This window comes from Desulfurivibrio nitratireducens (genome assembly GCF_044068515.1).
In the GTDB taxonomy this organism is placed as follows: Bacteria; Desulfobacterota; Desulfobulbia; order Desulfobulbales; family Desulfurivibrionaceae; genus Desulfurivibrio.
Genome location: NZ_JBIPKI010000020.1, coordinates 23,052 through 37,833, shown reverse-complemented (window position 1 = coordinate 37,833; position 14,782 = coordinate 23,052). Strand labels below are relative to the sequence as shown.

Annotated in this window: 13 protein-coding genes; 7 read left to right on the top strand and 6 right to left on the bottom strand. The window is 62.2% G+C overall.

Annotated elements, in window-relative coordinates:
• The 4 genes from ACHHTY_RS07005 to ACHHTY_RS06990 all read right to left on the bottom strand — a co-directional run.
• Positions 1-504, bottom strand: a 504-nt coding sequence (locus tag ACHHTY_RS07005) for a DUF362 domain-containing protein (protein WP_395493387.1), incomplete at its 3' end; no start/stop codon positions are given.
• Positions 501-980, bottom strand: coding sequence for an MOSC domain-containing protein (locus ACHHTY_RS07000; RefSeq protein WP_395493386.1), 480 nt, complete (start codon positions 978-980; stop codon positions 501-503). The genes ACHHTY_RS07000 and ACHHTY_RS07005, both read right to left, overlap by 4 nt.
• Positions 981-1,234: 254 nt before the next feature.
• Positions 1,235-2,263 (bottom strand): GTP 3',8-cyclase MoaA, encoded by a 1,029-nt coding sequence (gene moaA / locus ACHHTY_RS06995; protein WP_395493385.1) that lies wholly within the window; start codon positions 2,261-2,263, stop codon positions 1,235-1,237.
• A gap of 3 nt (positions 2,264-2,266) precedes the next feature.
• Positions 2,267-2,428, bottom strand: a complete 162-nt coding sequence (locus ACHHTY_RS06990) for a hypothetical protein (protein WP_395493384.1) — start codon at positions 2,426-2,428, stop codon at positions 2,267-2,269.
• A 384-nt stretch (positions 2,429-2,812) separates the two neighbouring features.
• Between ACHHTY_RS06990 and extKL the strand changes: the two genes are divergently transcribed.
• Entirely contained in the window at positions 2,813-4,030 is a 1,218-nt protein-coding gene (extKL, locus tag ACHHTY_RS06985) for a multiheme c-type cytochrome (seleno)protein ExtKL (RefSeq protein ID WP_395493383.1), read from the top strand.
• 211 nt (positions 4,031-4,241) lie between these two features.
• Here the strand turns inward: extKL and ACHHTY_RS06980 are convergent, their stop codons facing one another.
• The gene (locus tag ACHHTY_RS06980) at positions 4,242-8,594 is read right to left on the bottom strand and encodes an acyl-CoA dehydratase activase (protein ID WP_395493382.1); all 4,353 of its coding nucleotides are present in this window, start codon (positions 8,592-8,594) and stop codon (positions 4,242-4,244) included.
• A gap of 471 nt (positions 8,595-9,065) precedes the next feature.
• Between ACHHTY_RS06980 and ACHHTY_RS06975 the strand changes: the two genes are divergently transcribed.
• The 6 genes from ACHHTY_RS06975 (at position 9,066) to ACHHTY_RS06950 (ending at position 12,769) form a co-directional block, all read left to right on the top strand.
• Positions 9,066-9,308 carry a sulfurtransferase TusA family protein gene (locus tag ACHHTY_RS06975; RefSeq protein ID WP_395493381.1) on the top strand — a complete coding sequence of 81 codons (243 nt, stop codon included), beginning with the start codon at positions 9,066-9,068 and terminating at the stop codon, positions 9,306-9,308.
• 143 nt (positions 9,309-9,451) lie between these two features.
• Positions 9,452-9,766 (top strand): peroxiredoxin, encoded by a 315-nt coding sequence (locus ACHHTY_RS06970; protein WP_395493380.1) that lies wholly within the window; start codon positions 9,452-9,454, stop codon positions 9,764-9,766.
• A 14-nt stretch (positions 9,767-9,780) separates the two neighbouring features.
• Positions 9,781-10,077 carry a hypothetical protein gene (locus ACHHTY_RS06965; RefSeq protein WP_395493379.1) on the top strand — a complete coding sequence of 99 codons (297 nt, stop codon included), beginning with the start codon at positions 9,781-9,783 and terminating at the stop codon, positions 10,075-10,077.
• 139 nt (positions 10,078-10,216) lie between these two features.
• Positions 10,217-10,390, top strand: coding sequence for a hypothetical protein (locus tag ACHHTY_RS06960; RefSeq protein WP_395493378.1), 174 nt, complete (start codon positions 10,217-10,219; stop codon positions 10,388-10,390).
• A 215-nt stretch (positions 10,391-10,605) separates the two neighbouring features.
• Positions 10,606-11,640 (top strand): glycosyltransferase, encoded by a 1,035-nt coding sequence (locus ACHHTY_RS06955; RefSeq protein ID WP_395493377.1) that lies wholly within the window; start codon positions 10,606-10,608, stop codon positions 11,638-11,640.
• Positions 11,630-12,769, top strand: coding sequence for a radical SAM protein (locus ACHHTY_RS06950; protein WP_395493376.1), 1,140 nt, complete (start codon positions 11,630-11,632; stop codon positions 12,767-12,769). Before ACHHTY_RS06955 ends, ACHHTY_RS06950 begins: the two co-directional genes overlap by 11 nt.
• 395 nt (positions 12,770-13,164) lie before the next feature.
• On the opposite strand, the gene ACHHTY_RS06945 is transcribed toward ACHHTY_RS06950, so the two are convergent.
• Entirely contained in the window at positions 13,165-14,628 is a 1,464-nt protein-coding gene (locus ACHHTY_RS06945; RefSeq protein ID WP_395493375.1) for a B12-binding domain-containing radical SAM protein, read from the bottom strand.
• Positions 14,629-14,782: the final 154 nt, after the last annotated feature.

Sequence of the window (14,782 nt, the reverse complement as noted above, 5' to 3'; positions counted from 1 at the left end):
CTCCCGGTCGGCCCAGCTTTCCCGCAGCTCATCAAGGCGGCGCTGGAGCAGCTCCGGCACCCAGGCCGAATGGCAGTCCCGGCAGGGATTGAGCAACAAAGTAACCCCGCCGGCGGTCAGGGCCAGCACCGCCAAGTGCTCGCGGGAAAGCCCCCCCAGGCAGGGCAGGATCAGCTCGCGGCCGCTGCGGATCGCTTTTTCGCAGCAGAGGGTGACTTCCCCGGTGCCGGCCAGGATCCGGGCCGGCAGCTTGGCCAGGCGGGCATCCCGGCCGACCAGGGCTTCGGTGGGGCAGGCGGCGGTACAGGCCAGGCAGCCGGTACAGCGCTCTTCATCGATCCGCACCTCGCCCTCGCCGGGATAGAGGGCCTGGACCGGGCATTCACGGGCACAGAGATCGCAGCCGCTGCGGATAAAACGGCGCCGCTGGCAGCGGGCCCCGATATATTCAAGGGCCGGGCCCGGCCGGGTCAGCCGGGCCAGCAGCCGTTCCGCCAGGGTCACGGAGCCGCCGGCGCCGGGGCTCCCTGGGGGACGCCGCTGCCCGGTTGAATCTCGATGCTCTGGCCGGCCCGCACCGTACCGCCCTTGAGTACCCGGCTGAAAATCCCTTCCCGGGGCATGATGCAGTCGCCGGTGGCCTTCTTGATGGCGCAGCCGCTGTTGTGGCACTCTTTGCCGATCTGGGTGACTTCCAGCAGCACTCGGCCGTCGATCAGCAATCTATCCCCGATCCGCAGCCCCAGCAGGTCCACCCCCCTGGTAACGATATTCTCGGCGAAAACCCCGTGGGCGAGCTGGGGCAGTTTCTCCCGGACATTATCGATGCTCTCGCCGGCCAGCAGGGAAACCTGGCGATGCCAGTCGCCGGCGTGGGCGTCATCACTGATCCCCCAGTTCTCCTTGAGCTCGACTTCATCCACCGCCTTCTTGATAATCCCTTTCTTGGCGCTGATACAAACCGCTTCCACCTGTCCCATCTCATCTTCCTCGCTGCTGTTGAATCCAAGATGCCTTAAGAGAAAGGCCGGACCCATAATGACCGTTGAGCCCAATCGCAACATACTCAAATTATTAATATAATCACCATACACAGACCCGGCAACAAACCCACCAGGCACCAGCGGTAAACGGGCCGCAGTGCCGCAGGTTGCGGCAAGCAGTCCGGCGCCGCGTACCTCAGTACGCAAGTCGGCCTGATCGCCGCAAGATGCGGTGCTGCGGCCCGTTTACCTCAGCCGCCGATGGTGGCCATCGAGGCACAACTCCCGGCCAGGCCGCCATCCTTGCGCCGGGAGGCGGCGGCAAAGCCATCGACCTGGCGGCGGCCCAGGCATTCCCGGATCAGGCCGGCGATTTCTTCATCACCGGCTCCGCCCCGCAGGATGGCCTTCAAATCCAGCACCCCTTCATCATAGAGGCAGGTCTTCATCATCCCCTGGGGGGTGATTCTGATCTTGTTGCAGGTGGCGCAGAAGCAGCGGGAGAACCCGCCGATCAGGCCGATGGTGCCGCGGAAGCCCGCCACCCGGAAAACCTGGGCGGTGGAACCGGCCAGGGGAGTTTCGGTCAATGGCGGCAGGTTGGCCTGGAAATGCTCGCGCAGGCGGGCCAGGTTCCAGTTGCCGGCAACGAAGCCGTTGCCGCCGTCAAAGGGCATGGGCTCGATGAAGCGGACCTGGATCGGCCGGGCCGCCGCCAGCCGGGCCAGGTCGAGCAATTCATCGGTATTGATGCCCTCCTGGACCACGGCGTTCAGTTTAAGGGGGATTTGGACCTGGAGGGCGGCCTCGATCACCGCGAGAACCTCGGCCAAAAGATCCTGGCCGGTGATGGCGGCAAAACGCTCGCGGGAAAGGGTATCCAGGCTGATATTGAGGCCGGAGAGCCGCAATTCGCGCAGGGCTTCCAGGTGGGGTTGCAGCAGGGTGGCGTTGGTGGTCAGGGCCAGTTGCTCCAGCCCGGCAATGGCCCGCAAGCGGCGGAGAAAAGAGATCATCCCGTGGCGGACCAGGGGCTCGCCGCCGGTGATCCGGACCTTGTTGATGCCCATGCCGACCAGCAGGCGGGTAAGCCGTTCCAGCTCCTCATAGCTCAGGAGTTCGCTGCGGGCCTCGTTGCAGGGTCCCTTGGGCCGGCAGTAGCGGCAGTTGAGATTGCAGCGATCGGTCACCGCCAGGCGGACATAGTTGATCACCCGACCGAGATTGTCGGTAAGCACCGGCTTTGACGAAGCCGAAAGCGAAGCGGGCCGCTGCGACAAGATTTACTCCACCTCCCAGGGATGGCGGTTGGGCTGAACCGACCGGGAAAAATCGACCCGGCCTAATTTTTGTTCAACCTTTAAAATATTGCATAAACCAAAAAGTACAAGCCCTGTTTTCAGCTCCGGCTGGTTTTCAGGCTTTGCCGCCGGCGGCGCGGCCATGGACGCCGGCATCCACCCACCGGGGATTACCCCCACCGGCTGGGGGACCAGGGGCGAAAAGCTGACACAATGTATTATTTCGCGAATTTCCGAGCCGAATGCCGGTAAATTTAATGCAAAGTATTCGCTTGACAGCGTTCGTCGGGTTTACTTATTTGATTAATACTTCATTTGGTCATCGGCCGAAATGATCCCTTACGGCAATTTATCACTTACCGCTGTTGTCCGCTCTTTGACTTATCACCACTCTGTAACACTTTACTGTGCCCGACAAATTAACAAGACCAGCGCTAATTAAAACGGAAAAGGAGGTGACGGCAAGGCAAGAACCATTTCAATCCATACTTCAATCAACCCAGAGGACCTGAAGAGAGGAGGAAGTTCATGAAACACTGGATACTAGGCATTGCCGTTGCCCTCGTCGCCCTGCCCGGGCTGGCGCTGGCCGGCGGCCCTAAAGCCAAAACCATCGACGAGTTGGCCCAGATGTTCGACTCGTCGCGCTGTCAGGGCTGTCACAGCACGGTTTATAAACAATGGGCGGCATCCCATCACGCCCGCCCGATGATGGGCGTAGACGGGGGTCTCAAGGACACCCCGATCGCCATTCCCGGCCTCACCCCCTTTTCGCCCAATCACCCGAGCGAAGCCACCATCGCAACCTACCCCTGCTTCAAATGCCATCTGCCCCAGGCCATGACCCACGCCGAGGATTCGGTGGCGGTAGAATATACCGAGGCCCTGCTGGCCCAGGATAGGGAGACCATCGCCAAGATGCAGATCACCTGCATCATCTGCCACAATCACAAGGCCATCATCCATCGCCTCTCCCTGGGCAACCCCGAGCCCAACGTGCTTTACGGCACCAAGGACGTCCCCAATCATCCGGACCCGGTTTTCACCTCGGTCAAGAAGAGCCCCATCATCAAGCAATCGCTATTCTGCGGCCAGTGCCACGGCCTCGGACCCAACCTGGAGTTCGAGAATCCGGTCCAGTGCGCCAACCTCTACGGCAGCTATCTCCATGCCTACAGGCCGGCCGGCGGCAGCATGACCTGCCAGGAGTGCCATATGAAGACGGTGGACGGAGTCAAGGATCACCTGATTCCACCCAACTTCGATGACAAGGAGGACACCATCGCCCGGCTGCAGAAAGCGCTGGCCCTGGATGTCCAGACCGTGGGCTATGAATGGCTGCGGGGGGCAGGCGACCTTGTTCCCAAGCTGGTGGTCTACACCAAGATCAATTCCAACGCCGGCCACCGCCTTCCCGATGGCTGACCGTCACACAATCGAATGGTCCTGGAAGCGACCATAAAAACCGTTGACGGCGAAGTGATCGAAATGCAATCCCGCCACTTTCACCCCCAGGCGACCAACGAGATGGAGCCCAAGATGCTTTACGGCGCCTATGTCAAGACCGCCAATATCCGCGACACCAGCATTCAGCCTTATCGCACCAAGGAAGAAGACTTCAAATTCATCCTGCCGGCAGGGGTAAGAACCGTCGATCTCGACATCCTCCTGACCTACGAGGTGGTTACTCCCGACATGCGCTACGACATTCACAAACTTACCCGGCGGGTAACGCTGGACCGTTAAGCGGCCGGCCGGTAAACCATCCCACCCCGGTGCCGGAATAACGGAAGACCCGGATCGGGACGGAAGCAAGGGTAAACAAAAGCAAAAGGGGCTGGAGCGTATTTACGCTCCAGCCCCTTTTGCCGTTCCGCAACCCGGCTCTCCACTCCAACCTCAGCCGTAAATGGTCAGACTCTTGCCGATCCCGTCCCCCGGGCGGTTAATTCCATGCCTAAGAAAGCATCTCCTCGTGGATCCGCCGGGCCTGGAGGGCGAACGCCTCCAAGCGGGCCTCGATGATCTGGGGAAAGAGGTTGCCGTCGGTTTCCAGGGCCAGAAAGGGCAGCTTGCGGTCTCGATCGAGCAGGTGGTGGAAATTGTTCTTGCCCTCGGCAACCATCAGGGCCCGCTTTTCGCCGGTGGTGAATTTTTCGTTGAGGATCGATTCGGCCAGCCGGGTGGGCATGCAGCCGAAGGGACCGATGGAAATAACCCCGCAGGAGGGGTGGAGAATCTCATGCAGGGCCGCTCCCACGGTCAGGATGGCCTCCCCGGCCAACTGGGGCGCAATGTGGCGACGGCCGGCGGCGATCAGGGGCTCCACCCCCACCTTTTCCTCGTAATGAAAAAGACCGCAGGGCGCCATAATCTTGCGGATCTTGCCGTCGAAGTAACGCTTGACCCAGAAGCGGGCCCACCAGGGCAGATCGGGAGACCCTTCAATACGATTGCGGACCAGCCAGTCGCAGTACTTGATCCACTCCGAAACCTGGGAGGTGCGGACGATGAAGCCCTGTTCGGCCATCCGTTCAATCAGGCGCTGCAGGGAAATGGGATCGTGGCGGACGTAAATTTCTCCCACCAGGGACAGCTTGGGGATCCGGTCATAGGGGGTGTGGAGCCGGATCTTGGCCAGTTCCCGGGCCGAGGCCTTCAGCTGCCGGGCGATGGTCGACCATTTCTGGTCCATGACCCGGCAGATCGCCTGCTGTTCCCGCCAGAGAATCGCCTCTCCTTCTTCCTGGTCCACCGCTCCGGCCAGAATGGTGGACCAGATTTCGTTGAAGAGATCCCCGATCACGATGGCCCGCCAGATCGCCAGGGTAAAGCGATGGCCCAAGCCGCCGTAGCTGTTGGTGGAGGTCAGCGACATCACCGCCGCGTTGGGGATGCGCTGGCGGGCGATGGTCCGGCCCGCGAAGACATGGTACTGGCCGAAGCGGCAGGGCCCGTCGGCGCTGGCCATGAAGAAGGCGGTGATCTCGTCGGCCGGCCGCTGCTGGAAATACTGAAGCATGGTGCCGATGGTGGTCTGGAGCGGCAGGCATTCCTTGCAGGAGGAGTTGCCCCGGCCCAGCTTGAGGGCCTCTTCGTCGGCCGGCGGCAGGGCCTCGGCCCGAATTCCCCGGCAAGCGGCGGCCGCGGCCACCAGTTCGGTGCCGAAGCGGCCCATGGCGGGAACCACCACCTTCACCCGGGGATCGGTCATCGGCACCCAGGAGCCATCAGCCAGCCGGACGCCCAGCATGCCGCCCCGCATTTCGGTAACCGCCGGCCGGAAAGCGGCCCCGGCCTCATCGGCCCCGGGAGCAGCATACTCCGCGGCCGAAACCGCCACCCAGGCCGGGTCCGGCGGACCGGCGACCACCGCCGGAACTGGATCAACCGCATCATGAATCTGGCGGTAATAGCGGACGATATCCAAAAAGGCCTCGATCCGCGTTTCCAGGCCGGCATCGGCGGTATGGCTGTCCAGCTCCAGGGTCAGCGAAGGCTTGCTTTCCATCATGTCGCGGAAATAGGTGATCAGGAAGGAATCGGGACCGCACGAAAAATTAGTGACATAGGTCCCGAAGAGCTGGGGATGATTTTTGACGTAACGGGACGCCTTCATGATCATCCGGCCCATGGCCCAATACATGTTCATGTCGCCGGCCAGGGGTTCATCCTCGTAGGGCAGCATATCCAGGGGAATGATCCGGATGCCGCGGGAGGCGAACTTGGCCGGGATCCCCTTGTTGGCCTCCCGCACGAAGCTGTTGTAGGGCCGGCCAAAAAGCACCACCCCGGTCAGGGTCGGATCGCTTTCCAACTCGGCCAGGGCCTGGCGGCCCAGTTCCTTGAGATCGGCCCGACAGGCCTCCTGGTCGGCGATGGCCGCCCGCAGGGCCGCTTCGGCCCGGCGGGAATCGACCCCCAGTTGCCGGGCCAATTCGGTGAAAACCCCCTGGTTGGCCTCAAAGCCTTGGCTGAAATCGAAAATCGGGCTCAGTACCTGGCGCTTCTGGGCCTCGGGGAAAGTGCTGCGCAGGTAGTAGGGTTCGCCCTGGACAAAGGGACAGACGCAGGAAACGGTGGCGTCATCGGCCACCCGGATGTTGCGGATGTGGGGGAGAAATAAGACGTCCGGCTCCTTGGCCATCAAATCGGCCATGAAGCCGTGGGACAGTTCCACCGGAAAGCAGAAAGGGGCGTTGCGGCGGTCGATCCCGGCGGGGTCAACCCCGGTCGGCACCACCACCCGGTAGCCCAGCTCCTGGAAAAAACGGTTGAACAGGGGGAAAAAGGTGTTGACCAGAAAGGAGCGGGTGATTCCCACGGTGGGCCGGGGATCGGCGGCATCCTCCGGGGTCAGATCCCGAAAAACCCGGCGCTCGCGCTGGACCACCAGGTCCATCCCGTCGGTGTTCAGCTTGCGGCGGTGGAGGATGTTGTCGTAGCGATTGCAGATGCCGCCGAAGGGATAACTCTTGCCGCTGATCACGATCCGGGAAATCTCGCAGTTGCGGTCGCAATCCTTGCCGCCGCCGCATCTGAAGGGCTGACCGTATTCCACTTCCCGGGCCGCCAGCTCTCCGAGATCGAAACGGCCCAGCTCCAGCATGCCCTGCTCCTGGCGGCGCTCCACTTCCAGGGCCACGCCGAAGGCCCCCATCAGGCCGGGGTCCGGCGGCACCACCATATGCTTGCCGGTCAGGGCGGCCATGGCCGCCGGCACCGCTTCGTTGTAGCAGACCCCGCCCTGGATGAAGACCTTGCGGCCCACCGGCCGGTTGCCCTTGACCCGGTTGGTGTAGTTGAGGCAGATCGAATAGACCAGGCCGGCCACGATGTCCTCCAGGGGCACCCCTTCCTGGGCGGCGCTCTTGATGTCGGAACCGATGAAGGCGGCGCACTGGTCATTGAAGTTGGGCGGCGCGGTGGCCCGGTAAGCGGTCTGGCCGATCTCGGTAACGGTGATCCCCAGGCTCTCCTTGGCCGCCTCCTCGAGGAAGGAGCCGGTACCGGCGCTGCAGGCCTCGTTCATGGCGTAGTCCGAGGGGACTCCGTTGGTGATGTAGGTGTACTTGGCATCCTGGCCGCCGATTTCAAAAATGGTGTCCACCTCGGGATCGAAGTGCACCGCGGCGGTGGCGTGGGCGATGATCTCGTTGATCACCCCGTCGCTGAGGGCATGCAGCCCGGCGATCTGGCGGCCGGAGCCGGTAACCCCCAGGCCCTCGATAATCACCGATTGGCTGAGTTCGGGGCCGAGCTGTTCGGCCAGGGAGGCGTAAACCCGGCGGGAGGCCCCCACCGGATCGCCGTTGGTCCGCAGGTAATCGGAGGCCAGAATCGCCTTGTCGCGGCGGCGCATGATCACGCCCTTGGTGGTGGTGGAGCCCACGTCCAGGCCCAGGATGCAGCGATCCCCGGCCTCCGCCTGGCCCCGGGCGGAAGGCTTGAAGTCCACCTGGCCGCGAAAATCGGCCAGCGGCTTATGGTAGGAAAAATTGAAGCGCTTGTTGGTGAAAACCTGATCCGCGGAGGGCAGGGGCGGGGTTTCATGATCGAAGGCCCACAGGGCCGCGCCCAGGGCCTCCACCATGTCGGCCTCGGGGGGAATGGCCAGATCGGGAATCTCTTCGCGCAGGTAGTGGACCATGGCCTGGTTGGCGGCACAGCCGCCGACCAGCAGCACCGACTCGCTGGGCATTTTTTTCAGCAACTCGAGGATTTTACCGGCCATCATCCGGGAAAGCCCCGCCACCACCTGGTTTATGGGAATTCCCTTGTTCAGGGCATGCGTGCAGTCGCTCTTGCAGAAAACCGAACAGCGGCCTGAGACCTGGTAACGCTTTTCCGGCAGCTCCATGGCCCCGACCTCCGCCAGGCTGAGCGACATCCGCCCCAACTGCTGGAGGAGAAACTCGCCGGTCCCCGAGGCGCACTTGTTGCCGCTCTGGATGTGCTGGATGCGGTTGTCCTCGTCGATCTGGTAGACCATGAAGGACTCGCCCCCGGCTGAAACCACGGTCCGATAAGGATGACCGGCCGGCAGCAGAAAACTGCAGGCCAGTTCCACCGCCTCCGGCTCGGGAATGTTGGCCAGGGCCAGGTTTTGCCGGAATTTGCGGCCGGTGGCCGCGACCTTGAGCCCGGCCGGAGCTTCGATCTCGGCCAGCATCTCCTGCAGCACCCGCCGGGGATTGCCTTCATGAGCCCGCTTGCGCCGCAGCACAACCCTTTTTGCCCCGGCGACGTCCCGCTCCATCCCCACCAGCGAAATCGTGGATGCCCCCAGGCAAATACCCAAACTTTGCATATTCCCCTCACACACACTTGTTGAATCGCGAAAACCGGGCTTCACTGCCGGAAAGCCCCTCCCCCCAGCTCCGCCCTGTTCCAGGCCGGTTTGGGAATTGCCCACAACCTTTTATAATAATAGATTTTAAAAAATCATGCTTCCGTTTTCAGCACCCTGGCGCCATTGGACAGACTACTACATTGTAGAGGTACCGGCAGTGCTTTGGCTGGGGCCTGAGCTCGGCCGCTCTTGAAAAAACCGGAGGAACAACAACAGGATGGCTCGCCCAGGCAAGGCCGGAGCGGAACCTCGCCGGCCGATGAAGCAGACCTGCCGCCTTTTTTTGTTGACATATTCTTTACCCGTCCGTTATAGGTTACAAACTCACTAAAATCAGGGGGGAGCCTCTACGCGGCCCCTGTTTTTTTGCCCTACCGTAACCGCCGGTAAAGATTTCTTCATCCACATCCACGCAAAAGGAGAACAATCATGGATCTGAACAGCATTACTCCCGACCTGACCCTGGACGCCAAAGGACTGAGCTGCCCCATGCCTCTGCTGAAGACCAAAAAGGCCGTCAACCAGATCAGCTCCGGCCAGATTCTCGAGATCCTGGGCACCGACCCCGGCTCCAAGAACGACATGCCCGGCTGGTGCGAGCGCGAAGGCCATGAGTTCCTGGGCATCAAGGATGACGACGGCTTTTTCCGGGTCTACCTGAGAAAGGCCTGATCGCCTGAGCGGAGCCGATCGAGGAAAAGTTTTTTTGCGCGTTTACCGGCCTGGCTTCCGGCTCCTCGGAGCCGGGAGGCGGTCGTACGCCCCGGCCTTCTTCGAAGCCGGCGCCTGAGAAATAACTTGCGACGGAGGACAGCATGGCAAAAAGTCTAGGAATTTTCGTAACCAACCCCGACAACCTGAAGCATGTGTTTGGGATAACCAGAGCCGCCAAGGCCAAAGGGTCCAAGGTAAAGATCTTCTTCTCCTGGAAGGGCACTCTGCTGGCCAAGGATCCCTCCTTTCCCGAATTGGTCAGCTTGGCCGACGATGTCTCCATCTGCGCCGACAGCTACGTAAAAATGGGATACGATGTGAAAGACGTACCTCCCGGACTGACTCCGGAAAAAATGGCCACCCAGGCCCAGCACGGCGCCATTATTGAAGACTACGACTGTTACATGACTTTATAAGAGGGGGGGAAATCATGTCGAAAAAAGTTTGCTTCTTGTACGCCAACGGAGACTATGTCGTGGATGGGATGCGTTCCGCCCTCGGCCTGGCGGTTGAAAACAACTATGCCTACGGTGCGGTGCTGACCGAGATGCCGGAGCTCGACGAGCACAACAAGGAAAATCTGGATTGGATTCGGGATATGGAGGGTGAGGTTTATTCCACCATCCCGGCCAACTGCGAGAAGAACGATCTCGCCCCCATTACCCTCGAGGAACTGGGCCAGAAACTGCGGGAAATGGATCTCATCGTTCCTTACGGCACCAAGTAAATTCCGTCGACCTTGCAAAATCCCTTTACGACGAGGGGGGCGCACTCGACGAATTATTGGTTTTGCCCTTATATCGATGTTTTTAGAAGGTTTTTGCATGATGGCCGATTTTCCCTCCAACAGCACAGGAGTTTAAACCATGAAAATCCTGCATGTATATCGCTCTGAACCCGAGGCCGATACCAACAAACTGGTGGAGATTGTTTCCGAGGGCCGGGAGGCCAGCGAATTCAAGCTCTATGAAGGTAATGTGGATTACGACAAACTGGTGGACATGGTCTTCGAGGCCGACAAAACCGTCTGCTGGTGGTAGAAAAAAGCGCGTCAGCACCACATCTTGACGCGATCAGGCCCGGCGGCATACTGGAGTATGGCCGCCGGGCCTGCTTGCGCCAATCTGTAGCACTGACGCGCTTTTTTCTTGGCTGATTTGCCGTTGATTCATTAATTTTTCATCGTCATTCAATCTCGGGTCCGGGTTCTGCTGATTGCGAGCCTCCGGCCCATCCTTCTCTCGCGGTTGTTTGCTTGAACCCTTCTGCCACTCCCTTTCTCTCCGTGGTTATTCCCAATCATGATGGGGCCGCCACCATTGGCGCCTGCCTGGAAGCGGTGCTGGCCTCGGAGTATGCCGACTTTGAAGTGGTGGTGGTGGACGACGGTTCCCGGGACGATTCGGCGGCGATAATCCGCCGCTATCCCTGCCGCAAGATTTTTCTGGCCCGGCAGGCCGGGGCCTCGGCGGCCCGCAACGCCGGGGCGGCGGCGGCCCGGGGGGAATATATCTTTTTTATCGATGCCGACTGCATCGTCGAGCCGGAGACCCTGGCGGCGGCCGCCCGGGCCGCCCGCGAGTCCGGGCCGGAGTGGATCGTCGGCGGCACCTATACCCCCCGGCCCTACGATCCCGGCTTTTTCAGCCTCTTCCAGTCGGTCTTCATTCACCACTTCGAGACCAAGCGCCTGGCCGAACCCGATTACGTCGCCAGTCACGCCATGGTGATCGCCGCCGCCGTCTTCCGGCGAAGCGGCGGCTTTCCCGCCGAGTTTCTGCCCATCATCGAGGACGTGGAGTTCAGCCACCGCCTGCGCCGGCTGGGCTATAAAATGCGGATGGATCCGGCCATCCTGGTCCGCCATATCTTCAACTACGACCTGCGCCGCTCCCTGCTCAACGGCTGGCGCAAGTCCCGCTACTGGACCATCTATTCCCTGCTCAACCGCGATCTGCTCAGCGATTCCGGCACCGCCTCCCACGAATTGAAGATCAACATCGTGGCCTTTGCCCTGACCGTCGGCCTCCTGGCCGCCCCGGCCCTGCTGGCGGCGCTCTTCCCGGCCGCCGCCGGGGCCCTGCTCCCGGCCCTGCTCCTGCCGGTCCTGGCCGTCCAGGGGGCCAATCTCCTGGTGCAGCGCAAGTTGCTGGCCGCTTTCGGGCGGGCCGGCGGTCCGGGGTTCGCCCTGGCGGCCGGGGCTTATTACGCCCTGCTCTACCCGCTGCCGGTGGGCCTGGGAGCCCTCAGCGGGCTGCTCCACCATCTGCGAGGCCGCCATGGCCGCTGACAAAGCCGATCGCCCCGCCGGCCGGAATCCCCGGCCCTACTCCCCTTTTCGCCACCTGGGGAGCATCCTGCGCAAGCGGAAGCCCCTCCACCTGACGATTTTTCTGACCCGGCGCTGCAACCAGCGCTGCTCCTTCTGTTTCTATCTCGCCGCCGATTCATCCCCGGCGGCCGGCGATCCCGGGGATGAACTGTCCCTGGCGGAGCTGGAAAAAATCGCCGCCTCCTGCCCGCCCCTGCTCTGGCTGGCCTTTTCCGGCGGTGAGATTTTTCTGCGCTCGGACCTGGCCGCCGTCGCCGAAATTTTTTACCGCCGGACCAAGCCGGCGATCATGCTTTTTCCCAGCAACGGCCTCGATACCGAGCGGATCACCGCCACCATGGCCGAGGTTCTGCCCCGCTGTCCCCGCAGCACCGTGGTGGTCAAGCTTTCCCTGGACGGGCCGCCAACGGTCCATGACGCCCTGCGGGGGGTCAAGGGCAGCCACGCCGCCTGCCTGCGCACCGCCGCCGCCCTCGGCCGCCTGCTGGATGATTATCCCAACTTCGAGCTGGGAATCAACTCGGTTTTCTGCCCGGCCACCCAGGACACCATGGCGGAAACCATCGATTTCGTCGCCGGGCTGCCGTACATCCACACCCATACCATTTCCCTGGCCCGCGGCGACCTGGCCGACAAAAGCCAGCTGACCGCCGACCTGGACAAGTACCAGGCCGCCTGCCGCTACCTGGAAGGCAAGCTCAAAAGCCGCCAGGCCAAGACCTATCGTTTCGGCGGGGCCCGGCTCAAGGCGGCCCAGGATATCCTCCAGCGCCGCTACATCCTGGCAACCGCCCGCCAGGACCGGGCCCTGCTGCCCTGCTACGCCGGCCGCCTCAACCTGGTGATCGCCGACGACGGCGCGGTCTATCCCTGCGAGGATTTTCGGGCCCATATGCGGATGGGGAACATTCGCGACTATCAGGGTGATCTGGACCGCCTGCTTCAAAGCGACCAGGCCCGGGCCGTGGTAAGCGCCATCAAGCGCGACGGCTGCCACTGCACCCACGAGTGCTACATGATGACCAACATCCTCTTCAACCCCACCACCTACCCCGCCCTGCTGAAAGAATACCGCCAACTGCGCTGAAACCTCAGCCTCAGCCTAGAAAGCAATTCCCTATCCTCTAACAATCCTCCCCACGGGTAAGCGGGCAGCAGTGCCGCATCTTGCAGCAAGCAGGCCGGCGCCGCGGTGTCAGAGGACAGAGAACAGAGAACAGAAAGCAGAAGACAGAAGAGTTGGAAATTGAAAGTCTTCTCGGTTTTTCTCTGTCCTCTGTCCTCTGGTATGCCTGATCGCCGCAAGATGCGGTGCTCCTACCTGTTCCCTGCCACCAAATGCACTTCATTCGGCAGTTCCCACAAGGAACGCCCCGCAGGTAAACGGGCAGCAGTGCCGCAGGTTGCGGCAAGCAGGCCGGCGCCGCGTACTCCGGTACGCAAGCCGGCCTGATCGCCGCAACCTGCGGTGCTGCTGCCCGTTTACCGTTTGGTAAAGATTTTGCTCCCAACCAGTAGCCAGAAAAGGCTTTTAAGACCGCTGCCGGCGGCCCGCAGGTCGTTGAGGGTTCGCAGGGCCAGCAGCCGCCGCCAGAGGAACTTGGGCCGCGAATAGAAGCGCTTGAAGGCGATCCGGCGGAGCTCGTTGATCTCTTCGCGGGTCATGGTGTAGGGGGTGAAGGCCGCCCCCTGGTAGGTATAGTCGGAAAGGTCGTGGGACACGGTGCCGTATTGCTCCAGGTTGTCCCAGAGCTCGGTGCCGGGGAATGGGGTCAGGGCGTGGAAGTTGGCGATATCCGGGTCCAGCTCCAGGGCGAAATCGATGCTTTTCAGGCCATCGGCGAAGGTCTGGCCGGGAATGCCGAAGAGGAACGGGGTGTAAACGGTGATCCCCACCTCCTTGGCGGCGGCCACCGCCTTGCGGATCTGGGCCACGGTGATCCCCTTGCGGATGGTGTTGAGATCCTTCTGCACCCCGCTTTCGGCCCCGAAGAGAATGGCCCAGCAGCCCGCCTCCTTGAAGGCCTGCAGGAGGGGCTGGTCCACCTGGTTGACGCAGGCCGAGGCAAACCAGGTAAAATCGAGCTTCTCCTCCTTGATCCGGCGGGCCAGTTCCATGGCCCGGTCGTAATCGGCCGCCAGGGTGTCGTCGATGAACTTGATCTCCCGGTAGCCCTGGGCCAGGCAGTGGCGGATTTCGGCCATCACGTTGTCCACCGAGCGGTAGCGGATGCCGCTCTTGCGGGTCTTGTCGATCTGGAAGCAGTAGAGGCAGCGGCGGTTGCAGCCCCGGGAGGTAATAATCACCGCCACCGGGCGGCGCTTGTAGGTGGCCGGCGGGGGCACGTAGTCGTCGATCTCGCCGAGCAGGTCCCGGGCGGGAAAGGGCAATGAATCGAGATCGGTGATCAGGGGGCGGGGAGGATTTTTGACGATTTGCTCCCCGGCCCGGTAGACCAAACCCGACACCCCGGCGAGATCCGCCCCGGCGCGGCCCAGCGGGGCCGGCGGGGGGAAAGCCGCGGCCAGGCGTTCCAGCAGTTCCACCACCGTGAACTCCCCTTCACCGGTGACCGCCGCATCGAGTTCGGGGCACTCCTCCAGGCACTGCTCCGGCATGGCGATGGGGAAAGGGCCGCCCACCACCAGAAAAAAATCACCCCCGGCCCGGCGCAGGGCCGCCGCCATCTCCCGGGCCTTGGGCCAGCCGAAGGCCGTGGAATAAAGGCCGATGAAATCCGGGGCGAACTCGGCGGTTCCCGCCATGATCTCCCGGTGCCTGAGGAACGCCCCGTTGTAGAAGCGGACCTCGTGGCCGGCCTGGCGCAGGGCCGCCGCCACGTAGAGGGTGCCCAGGGGCTGCCAGTAGTTGATCTGGCTGCCCGCGGTTTTGCTGGAAAAAATCTCCTCGGGCAGCCAGGGCGGGACGATCAGGGCGCATTTCATAAACGAATCCCAATGCAGGTGACATCTTAACCGGGCGCCATGGCGGCCGGCATTGCCAGCAAGAACAACCATCAACCGGGCCGGCGCCGAGGCCAAAACTTAACCAGGGCCGGCTCACCTTGCCGGCTCCGCGATCGCGATCCCCAGGCCCGGG

What these genes read in the sequence shown, in the direction of transcription:
- ACHHTY_RS06980 (WP_395493382.1), bottom strand. Translation starts at nt 8,594, where the DNA reads ATGCAAAGTTTGGGTATTTGCCTGGGGGCATCCACGATTTCGCTGGTG.
- ACHHTY_RS06970 (WP_395493380.1), top strand. Translation starts at nt 9,452, where the DNA reads ATGGCAAAAAGTCTAGGAATTTTCGTAACCAACCCCGACAACCTGAAG.
- ACHHTY_RS06945 (WP_395493375.1), bottom strand. Translation starts at nt 14,628, where the DNA reads ATGAAATGCGCCCTGATCGTCCCGCCCTGGCTGCCCGAGGAGATTTTT.
- ACHHTY_RS07000 (WP_395493386.1), bottom strand. Translation starts at nt 980, where the DNA reads ATGGGACAGGTGGAAGCGGTTTGTATCAGCGCCAAGAAAGGGATTATC.
- ACHHTY_RS06950 (WP_395493376.1), top strand. Translation starts at nt 11,630, where the DNA reads ATGGCCGCTGACAAAGCCGATCGCCCCGCCGGCCGGAATCCCCGGCCC.
- ACHHTY_RS06975 (WP_395493381.1), top strand. Translation starts at nt 9,066, where the DNA reads ATGGATCTGAACAGCATTACTCCCGACCTGACCCTGGACGCCAAAGGA.
- ACHHTY_RS06965 (WP_395493379.1), top strand. Translation starts at nt 9,781, where the DNA reads ATGTCGAAAAAAGTTTGCTTCTTGTACGCCAACGGAGACTATGTCGTG.
- ACHHTY_RS06960 (WP_395493378.1), top strand. Translation starts at nt 10,217, where the DNA reads ATGAAAATCCTGCATGTATATCGCTCTGAACCCGAGGCCGATACCAAC.
- ACHHTY_RS06990 (WP_395493384.1), bottom strand. Translation starts at nt 2,428, where the DNA reads ATGGCCGCGCCGCCGGCGGCAAAGCCTGAAAACCAGCCGGAGCTGAAA.